The following is a 22,867-nucleotide window of genomic DNA, read 5'->3' on the forward strand; positions in this document are numbered from 1 at the left end:
CTCAGCCCTTCACCGGCAACGCCGCGACGAGCGGGGTGTCCACGCCGATCGGGCCGGTGAGCGACGCCCCGCCGGGGTCTCCCAGCGGGGCGTCCCGGCCGGGGAGCACGTCGTAGAAGAAGGCCGCGTTGTCGGCGATGTGGACGGCCTCGGCGTCGGAGGCCTGCTGCTCGAGCACGATGGAGTCGACGGGGCACTCCGGCTCGCACGCTCCGCACTCGATGCACTCGGCGGGGTTGATGTAGAGCTTGCGTTCCCCCGTGTAGATGCAGTCGACCGGGCAGACGTCGACGCAGCTGCGGTCCATGAGGTCGACGCAGGATTCGGCGATCAGGTAGGTCATCGGGTTCGGGCCCTTCGGTGGCGGGCTGCGGTGGCCGTCGGGAGGGTGGTCGTCGGGAGGGTGGTCGGGGTCATCAGCGGGCGGTGTCGCGGTCGAGCCAGGTGGTCGCGTAGAACATGTCGCGGGATACGTACCGGTCGACGCCCTTGACCTCGGGCTTGGTGATCGTCGACAGGTAGCTGCGGCTGAACCACGCCATGGCCAGGTCCTGCCCCACCAGCGTCTCCACCTGCTGGTAGGCGTTGGTGCGGACGGCCGGGTCCGACGTGGCCGCGGCCTCGTCGAGCAGGGCGTCCACCCGCGGGTTGGAGTACTTGCCGTAGTTGGTGTTGCCGCCGGTGTGCAGCAGCCGGGTGACGCCGGGGAACGGGCTGTCGAAGGTGCCGATCCAGGTCGTGAGCTGGAAGTCGTTGCTCTGCACGACCGACGAGGAGAACTGCGCCAGGTCGTAGAACTGCAGCTGCACGTCGATCCCGACGGCGGCCATCTGCGCCTGGAGGAACTCGCCGAACGGCACCCGCGTCTGGGTGGTCTTGAACGTGAAGTCGGGGTTGCCGCCGTCCGCGCGGTACTCGGCGATCAGCTGCTTCGCCCGCTCCGGGTCGTAGGCCGGCCACGCCTCCGACGCCGCCGCGGTGTGGTACGGGCTGCTCTCGGTGAACAGGCTGGTGGCCGCCACCAGCCGCCCGCTGTACTGGCTCGCCGCGAGCGCCTTCAGGTCGAGCGACCTGATCAGCGCCTCCCGCATGCGGCGGTCGTCGAACGGTGGCCCGGTGAAGTTGAAGTAGAGGTACTCGCCCGCGTTGCCCGGCCCGTAGTAGACGCGCAGGTTCGGGTTCTGGCCCGCTCGCACGAGCTCCTGGTTGTAGCCGCCGAACACCACGTCGACGTCGCCGTTCTCGATGGAGGCGTAGCGCGTCTCGGTGTCCGGCAGCGGCCGGAACTCCAGCGCGTCCAGGTAGGGCTTGCCCTCCTGCCAGTACGACGGGTTCTTCGTGAGCACGGTCCGGGAGTCCGGGACCCACTCGGTGAACGTGAAGGGGCCCGCGCCGACGGGGTGGCGGCCGATGTCGTCGCCGTAGCGCTGCAGCGCGGCGGGCGAGACGATCAGGCCGAGGCTGCCGTAGGTGATCGGCTGGGCGAACACGACCGGGAAGTCACCGAACGGCCCGTCCAGCACGAACTCCACGGTGAGCGGGTCCACCGCGCGCATCGAGGTGATCCGCTCCGCGAACGCGTGCGCGGGTGAGGAGACCTTGTCGATGTGCCGCTGCGTGTTGACGATCACCGCGTTCGCGTCGAGCGGGGTGCCGTCGGAGAACGTGACGGCCGGCCGCAGGGCCAGCACCCAGGTCGTGCCGCCGTCGGTGGTCTCCATCGACCGCGCGAGGTAGGGCTCGGCCTTGCCGTCCGGGGTGAGCTTCATCAGCGAGTCGTAGACCGCCGTCGCCGCCATGTTCGAGTTCTGGACGGTGGGGTCGAAGCTCACGATCTCGCGGTCCATGCCGAGCAGGAGGGTGCCGCCCGGCTTCGGCGTGCCCTCGGCGGCCGGGTCACCGCCGTAGGGGTCGCGTTCCTGCAGCGCTCCCTCGGACACCGCGCCCCGGTCGGCCGCCCCGCACGCCCCCACCAGCAGGGCGCAGCACGCGAGCGCCACGCCCGCGACGACGCGGGACGTGCGGGGTCGCAACCTCATCCGGAAACCTCGGTGTCTCGAGAGGGGTGGTGGGAGCGGTGCGCACCGGGGGGAGCCGGAGCGCACCGCGGGCGCGTCAGCTACCGGCCAGCGGGGTGCGCGTGTTGCCGGCGTCGTACCTCTGGACCATCGGGTCGGCGTCGGTGCCCAGGAGGCGCCAGTCCTCACCGGGCTCCAGGATCTTCTCCGCGGACCGGATGCTCCGGTAGTCGAGATCCGGGTCCACCGCCGGCGGCTCGCCGCCCTCCGCGAGGCGCTTCGCGGCGGCGATCAGCAGCCTGCGCATCCGGATGATCGCCTTGTCGGAGGTGCCGAGGTGCTCCTGCGAGCGGTCGTAGATCGGGCCCATCGTCTCGGTGACCATGAAGTCCTGGCTGATGAACTCGCGCACGCCCGAGTAGGTGGTGGTGCGCTGCTCCTCGCGGTCGATGCCGTAGTCGTTCTCCAGGGTGTAGCGCCGCGGGATGATCCCGTTGCGGCCCACCTCGGACGGGCCGAACTCGAACGGGCTGAGCGCGAAGAGGTTGGTGCCGCCGACCTCGGCCAGCCCCTCGTTCACCCGGGTGGAGAAGCTGTAGCGGTAGGTGTTGTGGTCGTCGACCGGCACGAACAGCCCGTGCTGGGTGCTGAAGGGCACCGACGCGATCACCGTGTGGTACGGGAAGCAGTACGCGCTCATCCGCACGTGCGTGTGCCCGGCCGGGGTCTCCCGGATGCCGACGTACTTGAACCCGTACCAGGTGTCCTCGATCTCCAGGCGCGGCGCGCGGTCGTGCTTCCAGAACTTCCACGACATCGCGTTCGTGGGGTAGCCGGGCTTGTCGCTGCCGTCGTCCGGGATGTCGTCGACCCCGTTCCACTGGTGCAGCCACGAGATGTGGGAGGTGTCCATGTTGCCCTCCATGGCCTGCATCCAGTTGCAGCTGGTGTGCAACTTGGTGGCGGCGACCTGGTGGGGCTCGAGCGACTCGGTGCCGAAGTCGCGGAAGGGCGTCATCGTGTCGGCCGGGCCCATGTAGGTCCAGACGATCCCGCCCGACTCGTGGGTGGGGTAGGCCTTGGCGTGCACGCGTTCCTTGAACGTGCTGGTGGGCGGCTCGCTGGGCATGTCGATGCACGCGCCGTCGGCGTCGAACTGCCAGCCGTGGTACGGGCAGCGCAGGCCGCAGGTGCCGCCCGGGCCGAGCTCGTTGCGGCCGTAGAACAGCGACGCGCCGCGGTGGGGGCAGTTCTCCTGGATCAGCCCGACCCTGCCGTTGACGTCCCGGAACCCCACGAGGTCCTCGCCGAGCAGCCGCACGCGTACCGGGTCACCCCCCGGCTCGGGCACCTCGCTGACCAGCAACGCGGGTGTCCAGTACCGGCGCAACAGGTCGCCCATCGGCGTACCCGGGCCAACCCGGGTCAGGAACTCGTTGTCCTGTGCAGACAGCATCGTCGGCCTCTCGGGGTGTGGTGGTGGGTCGGGAGTGTCAGCCGGCGGCCACCGCCGCTGCCTCCTCGCGCTCCAGGGGATCCGGCGCGGGAACGGCCGCGCCGACCTCGACCTCCGGTCCGTCCGCTCCGACGGCTGAACCCATTGGCTGGCCCCCTGGCTGCGGGATGAATGCGCAGACCTTAGCTCTGGAAAACCAATTACGGCAACCATATTGTCAACAATCTTGGTTATGCGTACGCTTCACCGGCGCTGATGGCGGAGGTGAGCATGGAGCTGCGAGCAGCCGAACCGACGGCACGCCTCCACCCCGGGGACCAGCGAGCCGAGACGGTGGCAGAGGCCTTCCTCGTGCGGCTGCGGCAACGCGGGGTGGATCGCCTGTTCGTGAACAGCGGCACGGACTTCGCGCCGCTCGTCGAGGCGTACGCGCGGCGCCACGAGTCCGAACTCGACCTGCCCGACGTGGTCGTGTGCGCCCACGAGAACGTGGCGGTCTCGATGGCGCACGGGTCCTACCTCGGCGACGGGCGCGTGCAGGCGGTCATGCTGCACACGAGCGTCGGCACGGCCAACGCCGTGTGCGCGGTGTTCAACGCCGCCCGCAGCCGGGTGCCGATCCTGCTGACGGCGGGCCGCACCCCGCTGTACGAGCACTCCCGCCTCGGCGCCCGCGACGCCGGCATCCACTGGGCCCAGGAGATGTTCGACCAGGCGGGCATGCTGCGCGAGCTGGTGGCCTGGGACTACGAGCTGCGCGACGGTGCGCACGTCACCGACGTCGTCGACCGGGCGCTGGACGTGGCGTGCACCGAACCGCGCGGCCCGGTGTACCTCACCCTGCCGCGCGAGGTGCTGGCCGGTCCGGTGCCCGGCGCCGAGGCGCGTCCCGCCCCGGCCCGCCCGGCACCGCCCCACCCCGACCCCACCGCCGTCGCGCGGCTGGCCGACCTGCTCGCGGGCGCCCGGTTCCCGGTGATCGTCACGGCCGACGCGGGCGCCGACCCGGACGCGGTGGCGCTGCTGGACGAGCTGTGCCGCCGGTTCGGCATCGCGGTCGTCGAGCACGGGCAGCGCCACGTCAGCCTCCCCGCCGACCACCCGCTGCACGCCGGCTACGCCGTCGACGCCGTGCTGGGCGAGGCCGACGTGCTCTGCGTCCTGGACCTGGACGTCCCGTGGATCCCCGGCAACGCCGCGCCCCGGGACGACGCCGTGGTCGTCCAGTGCGGACCGGACCCCCACTTCAGCCGCTACCCGGTGCGCACCCACCGCGCGGACCTGTCCATCACCACGACGTCGGCGGCGCTCCTCGGCGCGCTCGCGTCCGCGCTCGACGCGCGCTCCGTCGACCCCGCGCGGGCCGATCGGCTGGCGGCGCGGGTGAGCGGCTGGCGCGGCCGCCGGGCGCGCGTCCTCGAGGCCGAGGCAGTGGCCGACGGGCCGATCACCAAGGCGGCCCTGAACGCCGCGCTGGCGCAGGTCCGCCCGCCCGACGCCGTCGTCGTCAACGAGTACTGGGCGTCGGCGGAGCTGCTCGCGTCCACCCTCCCCGGCACCTGGTTCGGCACCCCGCCCGCCGGCGGCCTCGGCTGGGGGCTCCCGGCCGCGCTCGGCCTGCAGATGGCGCGGCCGGACGCCACTGTGATCGCGGCCGTCGGCGACGGCGCCTACCTGTTCGCGAACCCGGCCGCCTGCCACCACGCCATGGCGATGCACGGCCTGCCCGTGCTCACCATCGTGTGCACCAACGCGCACTGGGGCGCGGTGCAGGGCTCCACCCTGCGCATGTACCCCGTCGGGCACACGGCGACGGGTGGCGGGCTCTCCCCTCTCGCCCAGCTCGGCCCGGTTCCCGACTTCGCCGCGTACGCGGAGGCGTCCGGCGGCCTCGGTCTGCGGGTCGACCGGCGCGCACAGCTCGGGCCCGCCCTCGAGCAGGCGATGCGCACCGTCCGGCACGAGCGCAGGCCCGCACTGGTCGACGTGCGGTGCGTGTAAGGGTTACGGGGAACCGGACCGGCGCGAGAGGAAGCCCATGGCGGCTGACGGGGAGACGGCCCCCAGCGAGGCGGTGGCCGAGGTGGTGTCAGCCGTGCGCGAGGGCATCATGCAGGGCCGGTACGCCCCGGGCCAACGGCTGCCCGAGGCCGACCTCGTCTCGCTGTACCAGGCCTCGCGCGGCACCGTCCGCACCGCGCTCGCGCAGCTCGAGAACGAGGGCATCGTGCAGCGCGAACGCAACCGCGGCGCCCGGGTACGCCCCATCTCGCTCGAGGAGGCCGTGGAGATCACCGAGACCCGCGCGGTCCTGGAAGGGCTCTGCGCGGCCAAGGCCGCCGAGCGCGCCACGGCGGCCGACCGCGCGCGCCTGCGCGAGTTGGGCGAGCAGATGCGCACCGCCGTCGAGTGCGCCGACATCCCGACCTACAGCCGGACGAACCAGCTCGTGCACCGGGCCGTGCGGGAGATCTCCGCGCACCAGACCGCGGGCCTGATGCTCGACCGCCTGCGCACCCAGAGCGTGCGCTACCACTACCGGGTGGCCCTGCTGCCCGGCCGCCCGGCCGTCGGGCTCAAGGAGCACCTCGGCGTCATCGAGGCGGTCTGCTCCGGAGACGCCGACCTCGCCGAGCAGACGATGCGCACCCACCTCCTCAGCGTGGTCGGCGCCCTGCGCGAGCTCGCGACGAGCCAGACCCGGTGGTGACGCGCCCACGCTCCTCGGCCGGGTACGCGACCGGCCGTGACTAGGCCGGGTCGTCGCGCAGCCAGTCCACCTCCCCGCCGACCGGATCCGTGCCGGCCGGATCCGTGCCCACCGGCTCGCCCGCACCCTCGCGGGCCGCGCGCTCGACGATGCGGCGGAACCAGCGGTGCCCGGGATCGACGTCGTGCCGGACGTGCCACCAGAGCTGGATCTCGAGCGGTTCGAGGGGTCGGGGGCAGTCGAGGACCCGCAACGGCAGGTAGCGCGAGCACGCCGCGGCGAGCCGCCCCTGCATGAGCGCCACGCGGTCGGTGGAGGCCACGAGGTAGGGCACCGCGTGGAAGCTGTCCACGCGCACGGCCACCCGCGGCCGCACCCCGAGCCGCGCGAACTGCCTGCTCACCGGCACCATGGAGGGGAACTTCGCGTCGTCGTGGTACGGCACCACCCAGGTGGCGTCCATCAGCGCGTCCATGTCGGCGACGTCCTCGCCGAACCGCGTGTTGCCCTCCGCGACGACGCACACCCACCGGTCCTCGAAGAGCGGGCTCGAGCACATCTCGGGGATCAGGAACCGGCTGGTCGCCTGGGAGACGACGCAGTCGGCAACCTGGATCGTGTGCCCGATGTGCGCGGAGAGGGCTTCCCGCACCAGCACGACGTTGAGGCGCGCGCCCGGCGCGTGCACGTTCATGAGGCCGGCGAGCCGCTCCCCCATCACCGTGATCGCGAAGTCGGACATCACGATCTCGAACTCGCGGCGGGTCGTCGCCGGGTCGAACCCCGAGCCGGTGGCGATGAGCCGCTCGACGCCCTCGCACACCGCCTCGACCTGGTCCACGAGCTGGAAGGCGAGCGCGGACAGCTCGTACTTCCCACCCCGGCGCACGAGCAGGTCGTCGTCGAAGTAGCGGCGGAGGCGCGACAGGGCGGCGCTCGCGGCGGGCTGGGACACCCCTACCCGCTTCGCCGCCCGCGTCACGTTGCGCTCCCTGAGGAGCTCCCGCAGGACGACGAGGAGGTTGAGATCGAGCCGCGTGAGACGCGACGTTGCGGACTTCACCCGCTCATGGAAACGCAGCGACGGATCGGCCGCCACCCCTTCACGCACGGCCATCAGCGACGCCGATGCGCGATCAGAAACAATCGTTGTTTCCCGCGGTCGCCGAGATCGCTTACCCTCCGTGCGGATGGGGATCCACCGCTTGAACCACGCCGTGCTGTACGTGCGCGACGTCGACCGCAGCGTCGCGTTCTACCGCGACCTGCTGGGGTTCACCGTGCAGATGGAGCGGCCGGGACGGGCCGCGTTCCTGCAGGCCCCGGACTCCACCAACGACCACGACATCGGCCTGTTCGCCATCGGCGACGACGCCGCAGGCTCCCCCGCCGGGCGCGGAGCGGTCGGCCTCTACCACTTGGGCTGGGAGGTGGGCACCCTCGCCGAGCTCGAGGAGATCGCGGGCACGCTGGCGGCCGCGGGCGCGTACGTCGGCGCCACCGACCACGGCACCTCCAAGAGCGTCTACGCGAAGGACCCCGACGGGCTGGAGTTCGAGGTCGCGTGGCTCGTTCCCGCGGACCTGCTGGACGACGCCGCGTTCGAGCAGCGGACGCAGCGCGGCAGGCCACTGGACATCTCGAAGGAGAAGGCCCGGTACGGGGCGACCACGCGGGGTGGGGTCGGCGTGTCCACGAGCGCGGCTCCCCCCGCCCTGACATGAAGTGCGACGACCGGCCGTCGATGGAGGAGACATGTGGCTGGTGACCGGGATCGACGAGGAACACCGGTTCCCCGACTGGCGTGACGCGGCCGGCTTCTACCGGCAGATCGTCGGGGACTGGGTCAGCGCCCACGGCGACTCCGCCGACGGGCGGGCCCGCGCGCTCGACGACCTCCGGCAGGGCGGCTCCCACGAGATCGAGTTCCCGGCCGGGGACGGCGGGCGGGCGCGGTTCCGCCTCGTCTGGGACGCGACCGGCGGGCGGACCGACCACTTCGTGGCCTGCTGACCGGGCACCATCAGCGGTGCTGATGGCCGGGTAGAAACAATCGGAGTTTCGTCCCGGGCCCGGGTCGACGATAACGTCGAGGCCAGGCCCGCACATTTCTGCAGATCTTCGCGTGGCGCCCGGAATGATCATCTCGATTCGATCCGGCGCCGGTGGCCGCCACGATACGGCGGCGGTTCCGGCGCGGGGCGTGGAGGGTGGACGATGCTGTCCCAGCAGGACAACGAGATTCTCACGCGAGTCGGTCCCGGCACCCCGATGGGGGATCTCCTGCGGCGTTACTGGACGCCCGCCCTGCTCTCCAGCGAAATACCGGAACCGGGCGGCGATCCGGTGCGGGTGCGGCTGCTGTGCGAGGACCTCGTGGCCTTTCGCGACCTCAACGGTCGCGTGGGGCTGATCCAGGAGAACTGCCCGCACCGCGGCGCGTCGCTGTTCTACGGCCGCAACGAGGGCACCGTCACGTCGCCCGCAACACCCGGGCCCGGGGTCTGTGGCCTGCGCTGCCCGTACCACGGCTGGCAGTTCGACGCCGACGGCGCGTGCATCGACATGCCCAGCGAGCCGCCCACCAGCACGTTCAAGGAACGCGTCCGCGCCAAGGCGTACCCGGTGCACGAGTCCGGCGGGATCGTCTGGACCTACATGGGCCCCCGGGACACGATGACGCCCTTCCGCGACTTCGGCACCGAGAGCCTCCCCGCGGAGCACCAGCTCGCCACGAAGCTGGGATCGTCGTGCAACTGGATGCAGACGATGGAGGGCAACGTCGACACCGCCCACATCTCCTGGCTGCACATGTTCGACGCCGCCGCCGACATTCCGGACGACGGCTCGGACAAGCCGGGATATCCCACCAACGCGACGACGTGGAAGTTCTGGATCCACGACCGCGCACCACGCCTGGAAGTGCAGGACACGTGGTACGGATTCCGCTACGCGGGCCTGCGCACCACGCCGAACGAGCACACGAACGTCCGGATCACGGAGTACATCTTCCCGTACAGCACCATCATCGCCGCGGTCCCGTTCAACACCCGCCACCTGATGGTCGTCCCCATCGACGACCACAACTGCTGGCGCTACACGTTCAACGCGCAGGTCGACGCGAACCCGCGCGGATACGGCGGCGCGCCGCTGCACGACTTCAGCCCGTTCGAGACACCGTTCACCCGGCAGGCAGGCGGGATCACCCCCCGCGACTACGTCGCGGAGAACCTCTACAAGATCGACCGCGAGGCGCAGCGCACCGAGACGTTCAGCGGGATCCGCGACTTCGTCAGCCAGGACCTGATGGTCACCGAGTCGATGGGCCCGATCTACGACCGCTCGCAGGAACGGCTGGGCACCATCGACAAGGCGATCATCAAGATGCGCTCGCTGCTCATCCGGTCGGCCAAGAGCCTGTCGGCCGACGGCACGCCCCCGCCGGCGCTCGCCGGCCCGGACCACGACTTCACGCGGCTGCGCGGGGCGGACAAGATCCTCGAGGATGGCGAGGACTGGCGCTACCTGGGCACCGACGACGACCCGGTGGTCCAGGAGGCTGCGGCGTTCCAGCGGGGGGAGCTGGCGCCGCAACCGGCAGCGGGCGAGTAGGCCGTGCCAGCTCCCGGCGCGACACCCCGGGTCCGGTCGGTCCTCGCGGCCATGGCCGCGGTGCTCGGCGTGCTCGCGCTCGCCGCCTGCGGTGCGGCGGACGTCCGGACCGGCGGGGTGCAGATCCAGGCCGTCGACGCCTACGGCGGGGACCTCGCGGCCGAGGGCACCCCGAAGCCGGGCGGTGTCCTGCGGATCGGGATGGACCGCGAGCCCGCGAGCTTCGACCCCACGGTCCAGAACGCCAACCCGGCGGCGTTCGCCGTGTACGACACACTGATGCGGCTCACGCCGGAGGGGAAGGCGGAGCCGTACCTCGCAAAGTCCATGGACTCCGCGGACGGCGGTCTGACGTGGCGCATGAAGCTCCGGCCGGGGGTGACGTTCTCCGACGGGACGGACCTCGACGCCGATGCCGTCATCGTCAACGTGCAGCGCCACATCGACGCCCCGTCCACGCCCGCCCGCACCGCGGCGCAGAGCATCGCGTCGATGCGGGCGGTGGACCCGCTCACCGTCGAGTTCACGCTGAAGTCCCCGCTGGGTGCGTTCCCCGCCGTCTTCGCGCAGCCGATCTTCGCCGGCAGCCTCGGCATGATCATCTCGCCGGAGGCGCTGGAGCGGTACGGGGACGCGATCGGGGAGCACCCGGTCGGGGCGGGCCCGTTCCGGTTCGTCGAGTGGGTGCGGGACTCGCAGATCGTGCTGGAGCGCAACCCGACCTACTGGCAACAGGGCAAGCCCTACCTGGACCGGCTGGAGTTCCGGCCGCTCTCGGACACCGAGAGCCGCTACGCGTCGGTCCAGAACGGCGACGTCGACGTGATACTGGCCGCCTACAACCAGGAGCTGGTCCGGGCGCTGCAGGACCCGAACCTGCGGGTGTACTACGGGCCGGGCGACAGCGGGGAGCTGCTCTACTTCAACTTCGGCCGCGCCCCCTTCGACGACCGCCGGATGCGCGAGGCGGTGGTCCGCGCGCTCGACCTGCGGGCGCTGTCCGCCAGCCTCTACAACAACCAGCTCGTCACGGCGCAGAGCCTGTTCGGGGAGAGCAGCCCCTTCCACTCCCAGCAGGCGAGCCAGGTGTGGCCGGCGTTCGACCAGGAGAAGGCGCGGCAGCTCGTCGACGAGTACCGGGCGGGCGGTGGCAGCACCGCGATCTCGTTGAAGACCACCACCGCGCGCGGGCAGTTCGGCGAGCTCGTGCAGGCCCAGCTCGCCGCGGTCGGGATCGACGTGAAGGTGGAGCTGTTCGACCTCGCCCGCTACTCCGCGGAGGTCGTGCAGAGCGGCGACTTCGACCTCACCACGACGGTGAGCTCGTTCGACACGCCGTTCCCGCCGGTGCAGCGGCTGCTCGGCACCGGAGGGAGCGCGAACTACGGCAAGTACTCCAACCCGCAGGTCGACGCGCTGCTCGACGAGGCGGCGAGCACCAGTGACGAGGCCCGGCGGACCGAGGCGTACCGGCAGGTGGAGCTGATCGTGAACCAGGACCTCGCGGTCTGCTGGCTCAGCCGGGCGTACCTCGCGACGATCACCCGCGCCCACGTGAAGGGCGTCGACCGCTACCCCAGCCGGGAGATGTTCTACGCGACGCTGTGGCGCGATGGCTGACCGGCCGGCCAGGACGTGCGAGGCTGTCCCGCGATGATCCTGCTCGATCTGGTGGACGCCTGCCGCGGCTCCGGGCTGCGCGTCGTGGAGGTCGATGGCTGGCGGAACAGGGGCCACGGCCAGATGTCGGGCGTGCGGACGATCGTCTGCCACCACACCGCCGGGCCGCCCACCGGTGAGGCACCGTCGCTGAACCACGTCCGCGACGGTGGGCTGGCCCACCTGGTGCTCGGCCGCAGCGGAACGGTCTACGTCGTCGCGGCCGGCCTGTGCTGGCACGCCGGCGTGGTCCACGAGCCGAGCACGGGCAACGCCTGGGCCGTCGGGATCGAAGCGGAGGCCACGGGCACCGCCGCCTGGCCCGCCGTCCAGTACGACGCGTACGCCCGCCTCTGCGCCTCCCTCGCCGAGCACTACCGCCTCCCGGTGGCGCGCGTGCTCGGCCACAAGGAGGTGGCCGCCCCGACCGGCCGGAAGATCGACCCCAACTTCGACATGGCCGCGTTCCGCGCGGCCGTCGCCGACCACCTGGAGGACGACATGTTCACGCCCGATGACCGCGCGAAGCTGAACGCCCTGGCCTCGCGCGGGGACCTCGGCTTCGCGCGGGACCAGATCATGTCGCACCTCGGGAAGGACCCCGCCGCCGCCCCGGTCCCGCCATCGGGACGGGAGGGCATCGAGGTCGCCCGCCGGGTCGACGTCGGCTTCGCACTGGAGCAGATCATGACCCGTCTCGACGCGATCGAGGCGCGCCTGCCGCCCGCGCCCTAGTGTCCCGAGTCGGGCCTACGGCGCTACGGCCGGAGTTGTTCAGGACCCTCCTAGGGAAAGAGCTGATCCGCCGGGATGCCGGCCGACATGCCGAACACCAGCCGCAGCCGCGCCTTCGGCGCCGTCAGACCCCCGGCGAACAGCAGGCCCGCCTTCCGGAGCTCGATCTCCGAGCCCGCGCCGCCGTACGTGCGCGCGAGCAGCGCGCCGTCCGGACAGCGGCTGGTGACGACGACCGGGCGGCCGGACTCGGCCACCCGGATCAGCGCCTCGCCGAGGGCGGGCGAGACGTGCCCGCCGCCGAGCGCGGCCACGACCAGGCCGTCGGCCTCCCCCGCGGCCGCCTCGACCCACGACCCGTCGACCTCGGTGGCGGTCGGCACGATGGCGACGCGACGGCTGGGGGCGGCGGTGCGCGGGAGGCGGTCCGGGGTGGGCGGCGGGCCGAGCAGGAGCTCGAGCCGGTCCTCGACGACCGAGCCCACCGGCCCGGCCGCCGGGGACGCGAACGCGGCGATGCGGGTGCCGTGGACCTTGGTCACCAGGCGGGCCACGTGCACCTCGTCGGAGAACACGACGACCGGGCCGTAGGCGGCCAGCGCGGGTTCCGCCGCGGCGACGAGGGCGGCGCGCACGTTCGCGGGGCCGTCCGGTCCGGCGAGGTGCGCGGCACGCATCGCGCCGGTGACGACCACCGGCGCCGTGGTCTCGACCAGCAGGCCCAGCGCGTAGACCGTCTCCTCGAGGGTGTCGGTGCCGTGCGTGACGACGACCCCGTCGCGGCCGGCCGCGATCTCGGCGCGGACGGCCTCGGCGAGCGCCCACAGGTCGTCGAGGGTCATCGCCCGCGAGGAGCGGCGCAGCACGTCGCGCGGGTGGACCTCGATCCCGGCCGGTGCCGCACCGTCCGCGGGTGCCAGGTCGCCGGCCCCGCGGTGCCCCCTGGCCCCCGACTCGGACGCGATCGCCGCGATCGTGCCCCCGGTGCCGAGCAGGCCCACCGACCTCGGGCCCGGCATCAGACGGGGCTCTCGGACAGCTCCCGCCGCGCCGAGCCCAGCTCGGCGGACAGGGCCTCCGCGGCGCGCAGCACGGCGCGGGTGGCCCGCGCCCGCACGGCGGGGTCGGCGACCCGCGGCCCGGGAGCGGTGATCGTGACGCTGGACGTCACCCGGTCCTCGCCGTCGCGGATCGGCGCGGCCACGGCCCACGCGTTCGGGTCCAGCTCGTTGTCGCACACGGCGTAGCCCTGCGTGCGGACCTCCCTGAGCACCTGCATGACGTCCTCGACGTCCCGGGGCGTGCCCTCCGTGTAGCCGGTGAGCGGCGCGGAGCCGGTCAGCAGGGTCCGGGCGACCTCCTCGTCGACGTGGGCGAGGATCGCCCGGCTGGACGCCGCGGCGTGCAGCGGCATCTCCTGGCCGATGCGGACGAACAGCCGCAACGCGTGCTCGGCCTCGACGATGGAGACGCACACCGGGACGTCGCCGACGAGCTCGGTGAGGAACGCGGTCTCCCCCGTCTCGGTTGCCGCCTCCACCAGGGCGGGCGGGGGCTGGATGAGCCGGGCGCTCGGGGAGCCGGTGCCCCCGCCGAGCGCGCGCGCCGCCCGTCCGACGAAGTACCGCTTGGTCACCGGTGACCGGCGCAGGTAGTCGCTCTGGCTGAGCGTGGTCAGGATCCGGTGCAGGCTCCCGAGCGGGATCTCGAGCTCGTCGTGCAGCTCCTGGAGCGTCCGGCCGCCCCGCGCCGAGGCGACCGCGTTGAGCACTTCGACGGCGCGGACGACCACTTCGACCGGCTTGGCCACGCCCATCGACCAGCTCCTCCCCTTCGGCCGCCGTCGGTGTACCCCGCCCACTGTAAACACGCGGTTTCCCCGCGCAGGCCCGGCGCCGCGCTCCTTGACAACGGCGTCGAGGACTCCCATGCTCGGACCCTTCCATCGGAGTGGAAAGAAGTTTTCACTTCTTGGCCAGCATAGTGGGGAGAGCGCGTTTGCCGCGGATCATCGACGACGCCGTCGTCGGCAGGGTGCTGCCTCCGGCCGCCGCGGTGGCGGCCGTGGAGACGGCGTTCGACCTGCTCGCGGCCGGCGCCGCGCAGGACCGGCCCCGCGAGCGCAGCTCCGCGGGCGGCGTCACGCTCAACGTGATGTCGGCGATCGCGCCGACGCTCGACGCGGTCGCCGTGAAGTCCTACCCGGTTGTGCGCTCCGGCACGAACCGCGCGAGCGTGATCACGATCCTGGTCTACGGCCACCGCACCGGCGAGCTGCGCGCGCTGCTGCAGGGCGACCTGCTCGGCCGGAGCCGCACGGCCGCGGCGTCCGCCGTCGCGACCAGGGCGATGGCGCGCCCGGACAGCTCCACCGTCTGCGTGTTCGGCACCGGCTTCCAGGCACCGGCCCAGGTCACCGCGCTGGCCGAGGTGCTGCCGAAGCTCGACACGGTGCTGGTCGTGGGCCGGACCGCCGAGCGGGCCGAGGCCACCGCCCGCGCCCTGCGCGACGCGCACCCGCGGCTGCGGGTGGAGTCCGGGACGAGCCCCGAGCGGGCGGTGCCGCAGGCCGACGTCGTGGTCACGGCGACGGGTGCGAGCGAGCCGCTCTTCGACGGGGCACTGCTGCGCCCCGGCACCCACGTCAACGCCGTCGGCAGCAACGCCGCCGGGCGCCGCGAGCTGGACGCCACCGTGTTCCGCCGGGCCGCGCACGTCGTGGTCGACTCGGTCGAGGTCGCCCGCACCGAGTGCGGCGACCTGCTGGCCAACGGCCTCGACCCGGCGGAGGCGACCGCGTTCGCCTCGGTGCAGGCCGGTCGCGTCCCCGGCCGCACCCACCCGGACGACATCACGGTCTACGAGTCGCACGGGCTCGCCCTGCAGGACCTGGTCTGCGCCGTGCGGGTGATCGACGCGGCGGCCGCGGCGGACCTCGGCACCACCGTCCACCCCGAGAGCTGGGCGCCCCTACCCACCGACGTTCGAGGAGCGAACGAGTGAGACTGCACCTGACCAACGGCCGGCTCGTGACGCCCAGCGGGCTGCTGAACGCCGACCTCCTGTGCGAGAACGGCGTCATCGCCGGCATCCTGGACACCGGCGCCCGGGTCGACAGCGACGAGCGCTACGACGCCGCGGGCAAGCTCGTCCTCCCCGGCTTCATCGACCCGCACGTCCACTCGCGCGACCCGGGCCTCACGCACAAGGAGGACTTCGACCACTCGACGCGCGGGGCGCTCGTCGGCGGCGTGACCACCGTGCTGGAGATGCCCAACGCGATCCCCCCGGTGGACTCGGTCGAGGTGTTCGAGGCGCGGCGCGCCCAGCACGAGGCGTCCGCGTGGACCGACTTCGGGCTGTGGGGCCTCGCGCTCGGCGAGCCGAACCTCGACCAGATCGGCCCGCTGTTCGCGGCGGGCGCGGTGGCCGTCAAGCTCTTCTGGGGGTACGCGCTGCACCGCGAGACCCGGTCCCTGGTCTACAACCTCGGCGACGAGCCGCCGGAGAACCTGCTGATGCCGCCGCCCAACGGCCAGGTCATGCGGCTGTTCGAGGAGGTGGCCCGGCACGGCGGACTCCTGGCGGCGCACTGCGAGGACAAGGACGTGCTCGCCACCAGCCAGGAGCTGCTCGGGCACCCGATCGAGACCTACGAGGACCTGCTGGCCGCCCGGCCCGCGGCCGCCGAGGCAACGACGATCGCCATCGCGACGGAGTTCGCCAAGGCCACCGGGTGCCGCTTCCACGTCGTGCACCTGGCGTCGGAGGCCGGGCTGGAGGCGGTGCGGTCCGCGCAGGCGCGGGGCGTGCGGCTCACCGCGGAGACCTGCCCGCAGTACCTCACGCTGACCGACGCCGACTACCCGCGCGTCGGCCCGGTGATGAAGGTCTACCCGCCGGTGCGCGAGCAGCGCGACCAGGACGCCCTCTGGACCGGGGTCAACGAGGGCACGCTGGTCTCCCTGGGTTCCGACCACGCGCCGCACACGGTCGAGGAGAAGAGCCGCGGGTTCGAGACCCAGCCGGCCGGGGCGGTCGGGTGCGAGACGTTCGGCCCGGTGCTGATCGACGCGCTGCTGCGCGGCAAGACCACCGCCACCCGGTTCGCCGAGGTCACCGCCACCGAGACCGCCAAGCTCTACGGCCTCTACCCGCGCAAGGGTGTCATCCGCCCGGGCAGCGACGCCGACCTGGTCGTCGTCGACCCCGAGGCCCGGCGGACGGTGCGCAACGAGGAGCTGATCGCGAAGCAGCCGGTGAGCCCGTGGCACGGGTTCGAGCTGCAGGGCGCGCCGGTCGCCACGGTGCTGCGCGGCGAGGTCGTGGTGCGCGACCGCGAGATCGTGGCGCCACGCCGCGGCCGCTTCCTCGCCGCCGACCACAGCGCGACGACCGCGGAGGCGGTGGCCGGGTGACCGGCACCGGCGCACTCGCCCGGGGCGTGTCGGCGGCGATCGGGCAGGCGGTCACGCTCTTCCCCGGCCCGCTCGCCGAACCGGTGCGCCGGCACGCGCTGCACGTCGTCGCCGACACCGTCGGGGTGAGCCTCGGCGGCGGGCGGACCCCCGAGATGACCCGCCTGCGTGAGGCCCAGCTCCCCGGCGTGGCGGCGCCGGGCGCGACCGTGCTCGCGCCCGGCGCACCTCCCACGACGGCCGAGGAGGCGGCCTTCCTCAACGCCACCGCCGGGTCGTTCCTCGAGCTCGACGAGGGCATGCGCCCGACCGGCCACCCCGGCATGCACATCGTGCCGGCGGCGCTGGCGGCGGCCGAGGTCGCGCACCGCTCGGGCGCCGAGCTGCTCACGGCGGTCGTCGCGGGGTACGAGGTCGCCGCGCGACTCCTCACCGCGTTCCGGCTCACGCCACCGACCCACCCCCACGGCCACCTCGCCGGGGTGGGCGCCGCGGTCGCGGTGGCCCTCCTGCTCGAAGAGGACCCCCAGGCGGTCGCGGCCATCGCCGCCACCACCCCGAACGTCCCGGTCTGGAACGCCTGCTACGAGGGGGCCACCGCCCGCAACACCGCGATGGGCCTCGCCGCGCAGAACGCGCTGCGCGCCGTCCGGCTGCACCGGGCGGGCTTCCGGGGCTCGCCGGAGTCGGTCGGAGCCCTGTTCGGGCAGGTCACCGGGAAGGCCGTGGCAGCGGACGCGCTCACGGCCGAGCTCGACCCGGCAAGCCCGGCGATCCTGCGCAACTACTTCAAGCGGCACAGCGCCTGCGCGCTCACCCATGGCGCGATCGACGCCGTGCTGTCCCTGCCGGCGGTACCCGTGGACGAGATCTCCGCGGTGGAGGTGCGCACGGTGACGAACAACCTGAAGCTGGACCGGCAGGCCGCACCGAACGACCTGTCCGCCCGCTTCTCGCTGCCCTACGCCGTGGCGGCGACGCTGCTCACGCGGGCCTCGGAGGTGAGCACCTTCGACTACCGGCCTCCCGTCGCGGAGCTGGCCCGGCGGGTCAGGGTCACGGTGGACCCCGAGCTCGAGCGGCAGTGGCCGCGCCACTCACCCACGCGCGTCGTGGTGCACGCCGGGGAACGCCTGGAGGCGTCGGTGTCCGACCCGCGCGGCCACCACCACGACCCGCTGACCGCCGACGAACTGCGCGCGAAGTTCCTCGCCCTCGCCGACGCGCCCGGCCCGCAGCTGTGGGACCGGCTCATCGGGCTCGACCGGGAGCCCGACGTGGCCCGCGTCCTCGAGCCGCTCCGGGACGCTTGACAGGGTCCCGAGCAGGGTGCAGGCTCTCCCACTTCCTCACTGGAAAGAGGTTTCCACTATGTCCGGTCTCGTCGACGGAGCCGTCGGGGGCGTCACCGCGCCCGCACGGCCGGTCGATCTGTCCGTGCGGCTGGGAGACCTCCTGCTCGCGAACCCGGTGATGCCGGCCTCGGGGTGCTTCGGACCGGAGCTCGCCGAGCTGGTGCCGGTGCACCGGCTCGGTGCCGTCGTCACGAAGACGGTCTTCGCGCAGGCGCGGTCGGGCAACCGCGCCCACCGGCTGGGCGAGAGCGCCCACGGGATGCTCAACAGCGTGGGCATCCCCAGCCGGGGCGCTCGGGAGTTCGCCCGATCCGGGCTGCCTGCCTACCAGCGCCTCGGCGTGCCGGTGGTGGTGAGCATCGGCGGCCTCTCCGAGCACGAGTACCTCCACGTCGCCGAGGAGCTGGCCGGCACGGAGGTCGCGGCGCTCGAGGTCAACGTGTCCTGCCCGAACCTGGAACGCGGCGGCGCCACCCTCAGTGCCGACGTCGGCGCCGTCCGGCGCGTGGTCGCGGGCGTCGTCGCCCGCACCGAGGTGCCAGTGCTCGTGAAGCTCAGCCCGGACCTGGCCTCGATCGACTCCGCCGCGCGGGCCGCCGAGGACGCCGGCGCGGCCGCGATCACCGTGTGCAACAGTTTTCCCAGCCTCGCCGTCGACCCCGGGACCCGGCGCGCCACGCTCGGCAACGGCACCGGGGGCCTGTCCGGCCCGGCGATCAAGCCCCTCGCACTGCGGCTGGTCTGGCAGGCCGCTCAGGCCGTGACCATCCCGGTCGTCGGCTGCGGCGGCATCGGCACCGCGCGCGACGTGGCGGAGTTCCTCGTCGCGGGTGCGAGCGCCGTGCAGATCGGGACGGCGACCTTCGCCCGACCGTTCGTGATGACCGAGATCGTCCGCGAGCTCCCCGCGCTGGCGGCCGAGCTCGGCGTCACGCGTCTCACCGACCTTGTGGGAACCCTCTCCTTCTGACGGCAGGAGCCGCCTCATGGGCCTCGACGACCGCACCGAGAACCGCACGGACAGCCGTGCGGCCGACACCGCAGCCGCGGCCACCCCGGACCCCGCCGGGGCGGACGACGAGCGCGTCACGCCGTACGGCCGCAAGGCGGTCTTCGCGGCCACGCTCGGCTACGCGATGGACGGGTTCGACCTGCAGATCCTCGGCTTCGCGCTGCCCGCGATCACCCTGAGCCTCGGCCTCTCCACCACGGAGGCCGGCTGGCTCGCGACGATCACGCTCGTGGGCACCGTCGCCGGTGCGATGGTGTTCGGGACGCTGGCCGACAAGTACGGCCGGGTCAAGATGCTGACCTACTCGATCGTCCTGTTCGCCGTGTTCACGGCGTTGACCGCCCTGTCGCAGGGCTTCGTCGAGATGGCGATCTTCCGGTTCGTCGCGGGCACCGGCATCGGCGGGGAGTTCGGCATCGGCATGGCCCTCGCGGCCGAGGCGTTCCCGGCGCTCAAGCGGGCGAGGGCGACGTCGGTGGTCGGCGTCGGCTTCCAGCTCGGCGTGCTGCTCGCGGCGATCATCTCGGCCCCGGTGATCACGCTGTGGGGGTGGCGCGGCCTGTTCGTCATCGGGATCTTCCCGGCCGTCGTCGCGGCCGTCTTCCGGTCGCGCCTGCACGAACCCGAGGCGTTCGTCCGGCAGAAGGCGGCGGCCGCGGTGACGAAGCCGCCGAACCCCTTCCGGCTGCTCGTCGCCGACCGCAGGACCGCCCGGACCAGCCTCGGCATCGTCATCATCTGCTCGATCCAGAACTTCGGCTACTACGGCATCATGACCTGGCTGCCGACCTACCTGTCGAAGCAGATCGGGCTCAGCCTCACCGCCTCGGCGGCGTGGACCGCGGTCACCATCGGCGGGATGATCTTCGGCATCCTGGTGTTCGGGCAGCTCGCCGACCGGATCGGTCGCCGGCGCGCCTTCTGGATCTTCCAGGCGGGCGCCTGCCTCGCCCTGTTCGGCTACGCCCAGCTCACCGCCCCGCTGGCCGTGCTCGCGGGCGGCGCCGTGATGGGGATCTTCGCGAACGGCATGCTCGGGGGCTACGGCGCCGTCATCGCCGAGAGCTATCCGACGTCGGCCCGTGCGACGGCCCAGAACGTGCTGTTCGGCATCGGTCGCGGCGTCGGCGGGCTCGCCCCGCTCGTCGTCGCGCTGCTCGCCGGTTCGTTCGGCTTCCCCGGCGCGCTGAGCTTCCTCGCCCTGATCTACATCGTCGACATGGCGGCCATGTTCCTGATCCCGGAACGGGCGGCCGAAGAGCTCGACACCACCCCGCGCTGAGCGCCGGAGGAGGACAACCGTGGCACCAACAGCCCATTCCGCCGTGATCGCCGCACTGCGCGCCGTCGGCGTCGCACCGGACGCCTACGGTCCCACGCTCAACACCGCGCAGTCGCCGCGGGACGTCGACGTCGTCGGCGAGGGCCTGGCCGGCGAGATCCGCGCGGTCGCCGCGCCGGCCGCACTCGTCGTCTGGGACACCAGCGACGAGGCGGTCCTCGCCCACGTCGTCGCCCGGAACCTCGACATCGGCGTGCTGCGGGCGTTCGAGGTCGAGGGGCTGCTCCGGGTCAGCCCGGACGTCCCGGCCGGTGCCCCGGTGGCCCTGCTCGCCACCCAGTGGGGCGAGCGGCGGCTGGCCGGCCTGCGCACGCTCGTCGCGAACCGCGGTGGGCAGACCGTCGCGGTGGCCGCGGCGCTCACGTCCCCGGCGCTCGCCGCGGTGACGGACGTGCCCACCGCGGCGCTGGCGAGCTCGGACGAGGTGACGGGGGTGCCCTCGTGACCGCGGTCCCGATCGCCCACGAGGCGCTCGGGGCCGACCCGAACCGCCTCCGGACGCTGCTCGACCGGTTCGCCGGGCTCTCCGAGCCGGACTCCGGACCGGGTGTGACCCGGCTCGCCTACTCCCGGCTCGAGCGGGAGGCGCACGCCGTGTTCGCGGCGCACATGACCGGGCTGGGCGCGGCGGTGTGGACCGACGCGGCCGGCAACACGCTCGCCGAGCTGCCCGGGACCGACCCCGCCGCCCCCGCGGTCGGCACCGGCTCCCACCTGGACAGCGTGCCGAACGGCGGCCGGTTCGACGGCATCGTCGGCGTCGTCGCCGCGATGGAGACCGCCCGGCTCGTCACCACCCACCGGGTCGGGCACCGGCACCCGCTGCGGTTCGTCGTGTTCGCCGCGGAGGAGGGCGCCCGCTTCGGCCAGGCCTGCACCGGCAGCCGGATCGTGGCCGGTCTGACCGGACCGGACGACCTGCCCGGCAAGCGGGACGCCGACGGCGTCTCCCTCGCCGACGCGATGTCCGGCGTCGGGCTGGACCCCACCCGGGTGTCCGACGCCCGCTGGGACCCCGCGGGCTGGGCGGCCTTCGTCGAGCTGCACATCGAGCAGGGCGCGGTGCTGGAGTCCACGGACCGCCGGGTCGGCGTCGTCGACGCGATCTCGGGCAGCACCCGGATGCGGATCGACCTCGCCGGGCGGGCGTCGCACAGCGGGGGCACCCCCATGCACCTGCGCGCCGACGCCGCCGCGGCGGCCGCCGAGATCGTGCTGCTCGTCGAGTCGGTGGCGCTGCGGGCCGCCGCGTGGGGGACGCGGGCGACCGTCGGGCGGATCGACGTGGCGCCCGGGTCGATGACGACGATCGCCGGGAGCGCCAGCCTCTGGGTGGACGTCCGCGGGCTGGACGGAGACCGGCAGCACCGGGCCGCCACCGAGATCGTCGAGAGCGCCACGGCCGCGTGCGCCCGCCGGGGGGTGCGGTGCACGACCACGCCGCTGGCCGAGACGCCGCCGGTGCCGCTGCCCGCGGCCGTGCGGGACACGCTCGTGGCCGCCTGCGCGGACCTCGGGCTGGAGCCCACCGTCCTGCCCAGCGGGGCGAGCCACGACGCGCAGCAGGTCAACGAGGTCACCCCGACCGGCATGATCTTCATCCCCAGCCGGGACGGGATCAGCCACGACCCCGCGGAGCACACCGACATCGACGACGTCGCACTCGGGACCACCGTGCTGGCCGAGAGCCTGCTGCGCCTGGACGGCGAGCTGTGATGAGCATCCAGTCCCTCGAACGCACGGACGACGACCGGCCGGCCCCGGCGTGGTACCGCGCCGAGGTCCTCGTCAACCGCAGGCTCACCGACCGGTACCACCACCTCCGGCTCGCCGCCCCCGGCATCGCCGCGTCGGCCCGGGCCGGCCAGTTCGTCATGCTGACCGCCGCGAAGGACGAGTCGGCGGGCCCGGTGCTCCCCCGCCCCATGGCCATCTACACCCGGGACCCGGCCGGCGGGGTCGTCGACATCCGCTACGCCGTCGTCGGGCAGGGCACGCGGGCGCTGTCCACGTTCGCCCCGGGCGAGCGCATGGTCATGGTCGGCCCGCTCGGCCGCGGCTTCACCGTGCACCCGGAGACCGACCGGGTGCTCGTCGTCGGCCGGGGCATCGGTACCTGCTCCCTCACCTGCGTGGCCCAGGACCTCGCGCACGGTCCGGCCGACCTCCTCGCCGTCACCAGCGGCCGCGACCCGGACTCGGTGATCGGCGAGGAGCTGTTCCGCGCCCACGGCGCCGCCGCGGTCTGGGCGGTGAACGACGCCGAGGGCACCAGCGACGTGGCCGCGCTGCGGGCCCGCCTCCAGGGCGAGCTGGACGGCCGTCCCCCGCAGCAGATCCTCACCTGCGGGTCGGAACGGCTCGCCCGGCTCTGCGGCGAGCTGGGCGAGCGGTGGGGCGCCTCGGTCCAGGTCTCCCTGGAGGCGCACATGGCCTGCGGCCTCGGGTACTGCCACGGGTGCTCGACCGGCGGGGCGGCGGACGCCGAGGAGTCCCCGCTGGTCTGCCGGGACGGGCCGGTGTTCCGGCTCGTGTCCTGAATCGCTTCAA

21 protein-coding genes are annotated in these 22,867 nt (G+C 73.2%); 15 read left to right on the top strand and 6 right to left on the bottom strand.

The window, feature by feature from the left end:
• Position 1: 1 nt before the first annotated feature.
• The 3 genes from fdxA to ABEA81_RS23555 all read right to left on the bottom strand — a co-directional run bounded on the left by fdxA (position 2) and on the right by ABEA81_RS23555 (position 3,474).
• Entirely contained in the window at positions 2-343 is a 342-nt protein-coding gene (gene fdxA / locus ABEA81_RS23545; RefSeq protein WP_345607471.1) for a ferredoxin, read from the bottom strand.
• 73 nt (positions 344-416) lie between these two features.
• Positions 417-2,039 (bottom strand): ABC transporter substrate-binding protein, encoded by a 1,623-nt coding sequence (locus ABEA81_RS23550; RefSeq protein WP_345607472.1) that lies wholly within the window; start codon positions 2,037-2,039, stop codon positions 417-419.
• Positions 2,040-2,115: 76 nt separating this feature from the next.
• Positions 2,116-3,474, bottom strand: coding sequence for a Rieske 2Fe-2S domain-containing protein (locus ABEA81_RS23555; RefSeq protein ID WP_345607473.1), 1,359 nt, complete (start codon positions 3,472-3,474; stop codon positions 2,116-2,118).
• Between the two features lie 270 nt (positions 3,475-3,744).
• On the opposite strand from ABEA81_RS23555, the gene ABEA81_RS23560 reads away from it, so the two are divergent.
• Together ABEA81_RS23560 and ABEA81_RS23565 are read left to right on the top strand one after the other, a co-directional pair.
• Positions 3,745-5,475, top strand: a complete 1,731-nt coding sequence (locus ABEA81_RS23560) for a thiamine pyrophosphate-requiring protein (RefSeq protein ID WP_345607474.1) — start codon at positions 3,745-3,747, stop codon at positions 5,473-5,475.
• Positions 5,476-5,512: 37 nt separating this feature from the next.
• Positions 5,513-6,184 (top strand): GntR family transcriptional regulator, encoded by a 672-nt coding sequence (locus ABEA81_RS23565; protein ID WP_345607475.1) that lies wholly within the window; start codon positions 5,513-5,515, stop codon positions 6,182-6,184.
• Positions 6,185-6,224: 40 nt separating this feature from the next.
• On the opposite strand, the gene ABEA81_RS23570 is transcribed toward ABEA81_RS23565, so the two are convergent.
• Positions 6,225-7,247: a LysR family transcriptional regulator gene (locus ABEA81_RS23570; protein WP_345607477.1), complete on the bottom strand. Its 1,023-nt coding sequence runs from the start codon at positions 7,245-7,247 to the stop codon at positions 6,225-6,227.
• 127 nt (positions 7,248-7,374) lie between these two features.
• Here ABEA81_RS23570 and ABEA81_RS23575 point away from each other — a divergent pair, with 127 nt between their 5' ends.
• From ABEA81_RS23575 to ABEA81_RS23595, 5 genes are all read left to right on the top strand, one after another.
• Positions 7,375-7,908: a VOC family protein gene (locus ABEA81_RS23575; protein ID WP_345607478.1), complete on the top strand. Its 534-nt coding sequence runs from the start codon at positions 7,375-7,377 to the stop codon at positions 7,906-7,908.
• Positions 7,909-7,939: 31 nt separating this feature from the next.
• On the top strand, positions 7,940-8,197 hold the full coding sequence (locus ABEA81_RS23580; RefSeq protein WP_345607479.1) for a hypothetical protein: 258 nt from the start codon (positions 7,940-7,942) through the stop codon (positions 8,195-8,197).
• A gap of 204 nt (positions 8,198-8,401) precedes the next feature.
• On the top strand, positions 8,402-9,796 hold the full coding sequence (locus tag ABEA81_RS23585; protein ID WP_345607480.1) for a Rieske 2Fe-2S domain-containing protein: 1,395 nt from the start codon (positions 8,402-8,404) through the stop codon (positions 9,794-9,796).
• Between the two features lie 3 nt (positions 9,797-9,799).
• Positions 9,800-11,416, top strand: coding sequence for an ABC transporter substrate-binding protein (locus ABEA81_RS23590; RefSeq protein ID WP_345607481.1), 1,617 nt, complete (start codon positions 9,800-9,802; stop codon positions 11,414-11,416).
• 33 nt (positions 11,417-11,449) lie between these two features.
• Entirely contained in the window at positions 11,450-12,190 is a 741-nt protein-coding gene (locus ABEA81_RS23595) for an N-acetylmuramoyl-L-alanine amidase (RefSeq protein WP_345607482.1), read from the top strand.
• A 50-nt stretch (positions 12,191-12,240) separates the two neighbouring features.
• Here the strand turns inward: ABEA81_RS23595 and ABEA81_RS23600 are convergent, their stop codons facing one another.
• Positions 12,241-13,209 carry an asparaginase gene (locus ABEA81_RS23600; RefSeq protein ID WP_345607483.1) on the bottom strand — a complete coding sequence of 323 codons (969 nt, stop codon included), beginning with the start codon at positions 13,207-13,209 and terminating at the stop codon, positions 12,241-12,243.
• Positions 13,209-14,006 (bottom strand): IclR family transcriptional regulator, encoded by a 798-nt coding sequence (locus ABEA81_RS23605; protein ID WP_345607484.1) that lies wholly within the window; start codon positions 14,004-14,006, stop codon positions 13,209-13,211. Before ABEA81_RS23605 ends, ABEA81_RS23600 begins: the two co-directional genes overlap by 1 nt.
• A gap of 182 nt (positions 14,007-14,188) precedes the next feature.
• On the opposite strand from ABEA81_RS23605, the gene ABEA81_RS23610 reads away from it, so the two are divergent.
• From ABEA81_RS23610 to ABEA81_RS23645, 8 genes are read left to right on the top strand one after another with little or no spacing between them, the layout of a single operon-like run.
• Positions 14,189-15,193 (top strand): ornithine cyclodeaminase family protein, encoded by a 1,005-nt coding sequence (locus ABEA81_RS23610; protein WP_345607486.1) that lies wholly within the window; start codon positions 14,189-14,191, stop codon positions 15,191-15,193.
• A complete protein-coding gene (locus tag ABEA81_RS23615; protein WP_345607487.1) occupies positions 15,190-16,608 on the top strand; it encodes a dihydroorotase in 1,419 nt (472 codons plus the stop codon). The genes ABEA81_RS23610 and ABEA81_RS23615 overlap by 4 nt, the downstream gene beginning before the upstream one ends.
• Positions 16,605-17,921: an MmgE/PrpD family protein gene (locus ABEA81_RS23620; protein WP_345607488.1), complete on the top strand. Its 1,317-nt coding sequence runs from the start codon at positions 16,605-16,607 to the stop codon at positions 17,919-17,921. The genes ABEA81_RS23615 and ABEA81_RS23620 overlap by 4 nt, the downstream gene beginning before the upstream one ends.
• A 58-nt stretch (positions 17,922-17,979) precedes the next feature.
• Positions 17,980-18,933, top strand: a complete 954-nt coding sequence (locus ABEA81_RS23625; protein WP_345607489.1) for a dihydroorotate dehydrogenase — start codon at positions 17,980-17,982, stop codon at positions 18,931-18,933.
• 16 nt (positions 18,934-18,949) lie between these two features.
• Complete coding sequence (locus ABEA81_RS23630; protein ID WP_345607490.1) at positions 18,950-20,257, top strand: MFS transporter; 1,308 nt, start codon at positions 18,950-18,952, stop codon at positions 20,255-20,257.
• 19 nt (positions 20,258-20,276) lie between these two features.
• Entirely contained in the window at positions 20,277-20,762 is a 486-nt protein-coding gene (locus tag ABEA81_RS23635) for a hypothetical protein (protein ID WP_345607491.1), read from the top strand.
• Entirely contained in the window at positions 20,759-22,033 is a 1,275-nt protein-coding gene (locus ABEA81_RS23640) for a Zn-dependent hydrolase (RefSeq protein ID WP_345607492.1), read from the top strand. The genes ABEA81_RS23635 and ABEA81_RS23640 overlap by 4 nt, the downstream gene beginning before the upstream one ends.
• Complete coding sequence (locus tag ABEA81_RS23645; protein WP_345607493.1) at positions 22,033-22,857, top strand: iron-sulfur cluster-binding protein; 825 nt, start codon at positions 22,033-22,035, stop codon at positions 22,855-22,857. Before ABEA81_RS23640 ends, ABEA81_RS23645 begins: the two co-directional genes overlap by 1 nt.
• Positions 22,858-22,867: the final 10 nt, after the last annotated feature.

Origin of the sequence: Pseudonocardia adelaidensis (assembly GCF_039543345.1) — a bacterium.
GTDB classification, from domain to species: domain Bacteria; phylum Actinomycetota; class Actinomycetes; order Mycobacteriales; family Pseudonocardiaceae; genus Pseudonocardia; species Pseudonocardia adelaidensis.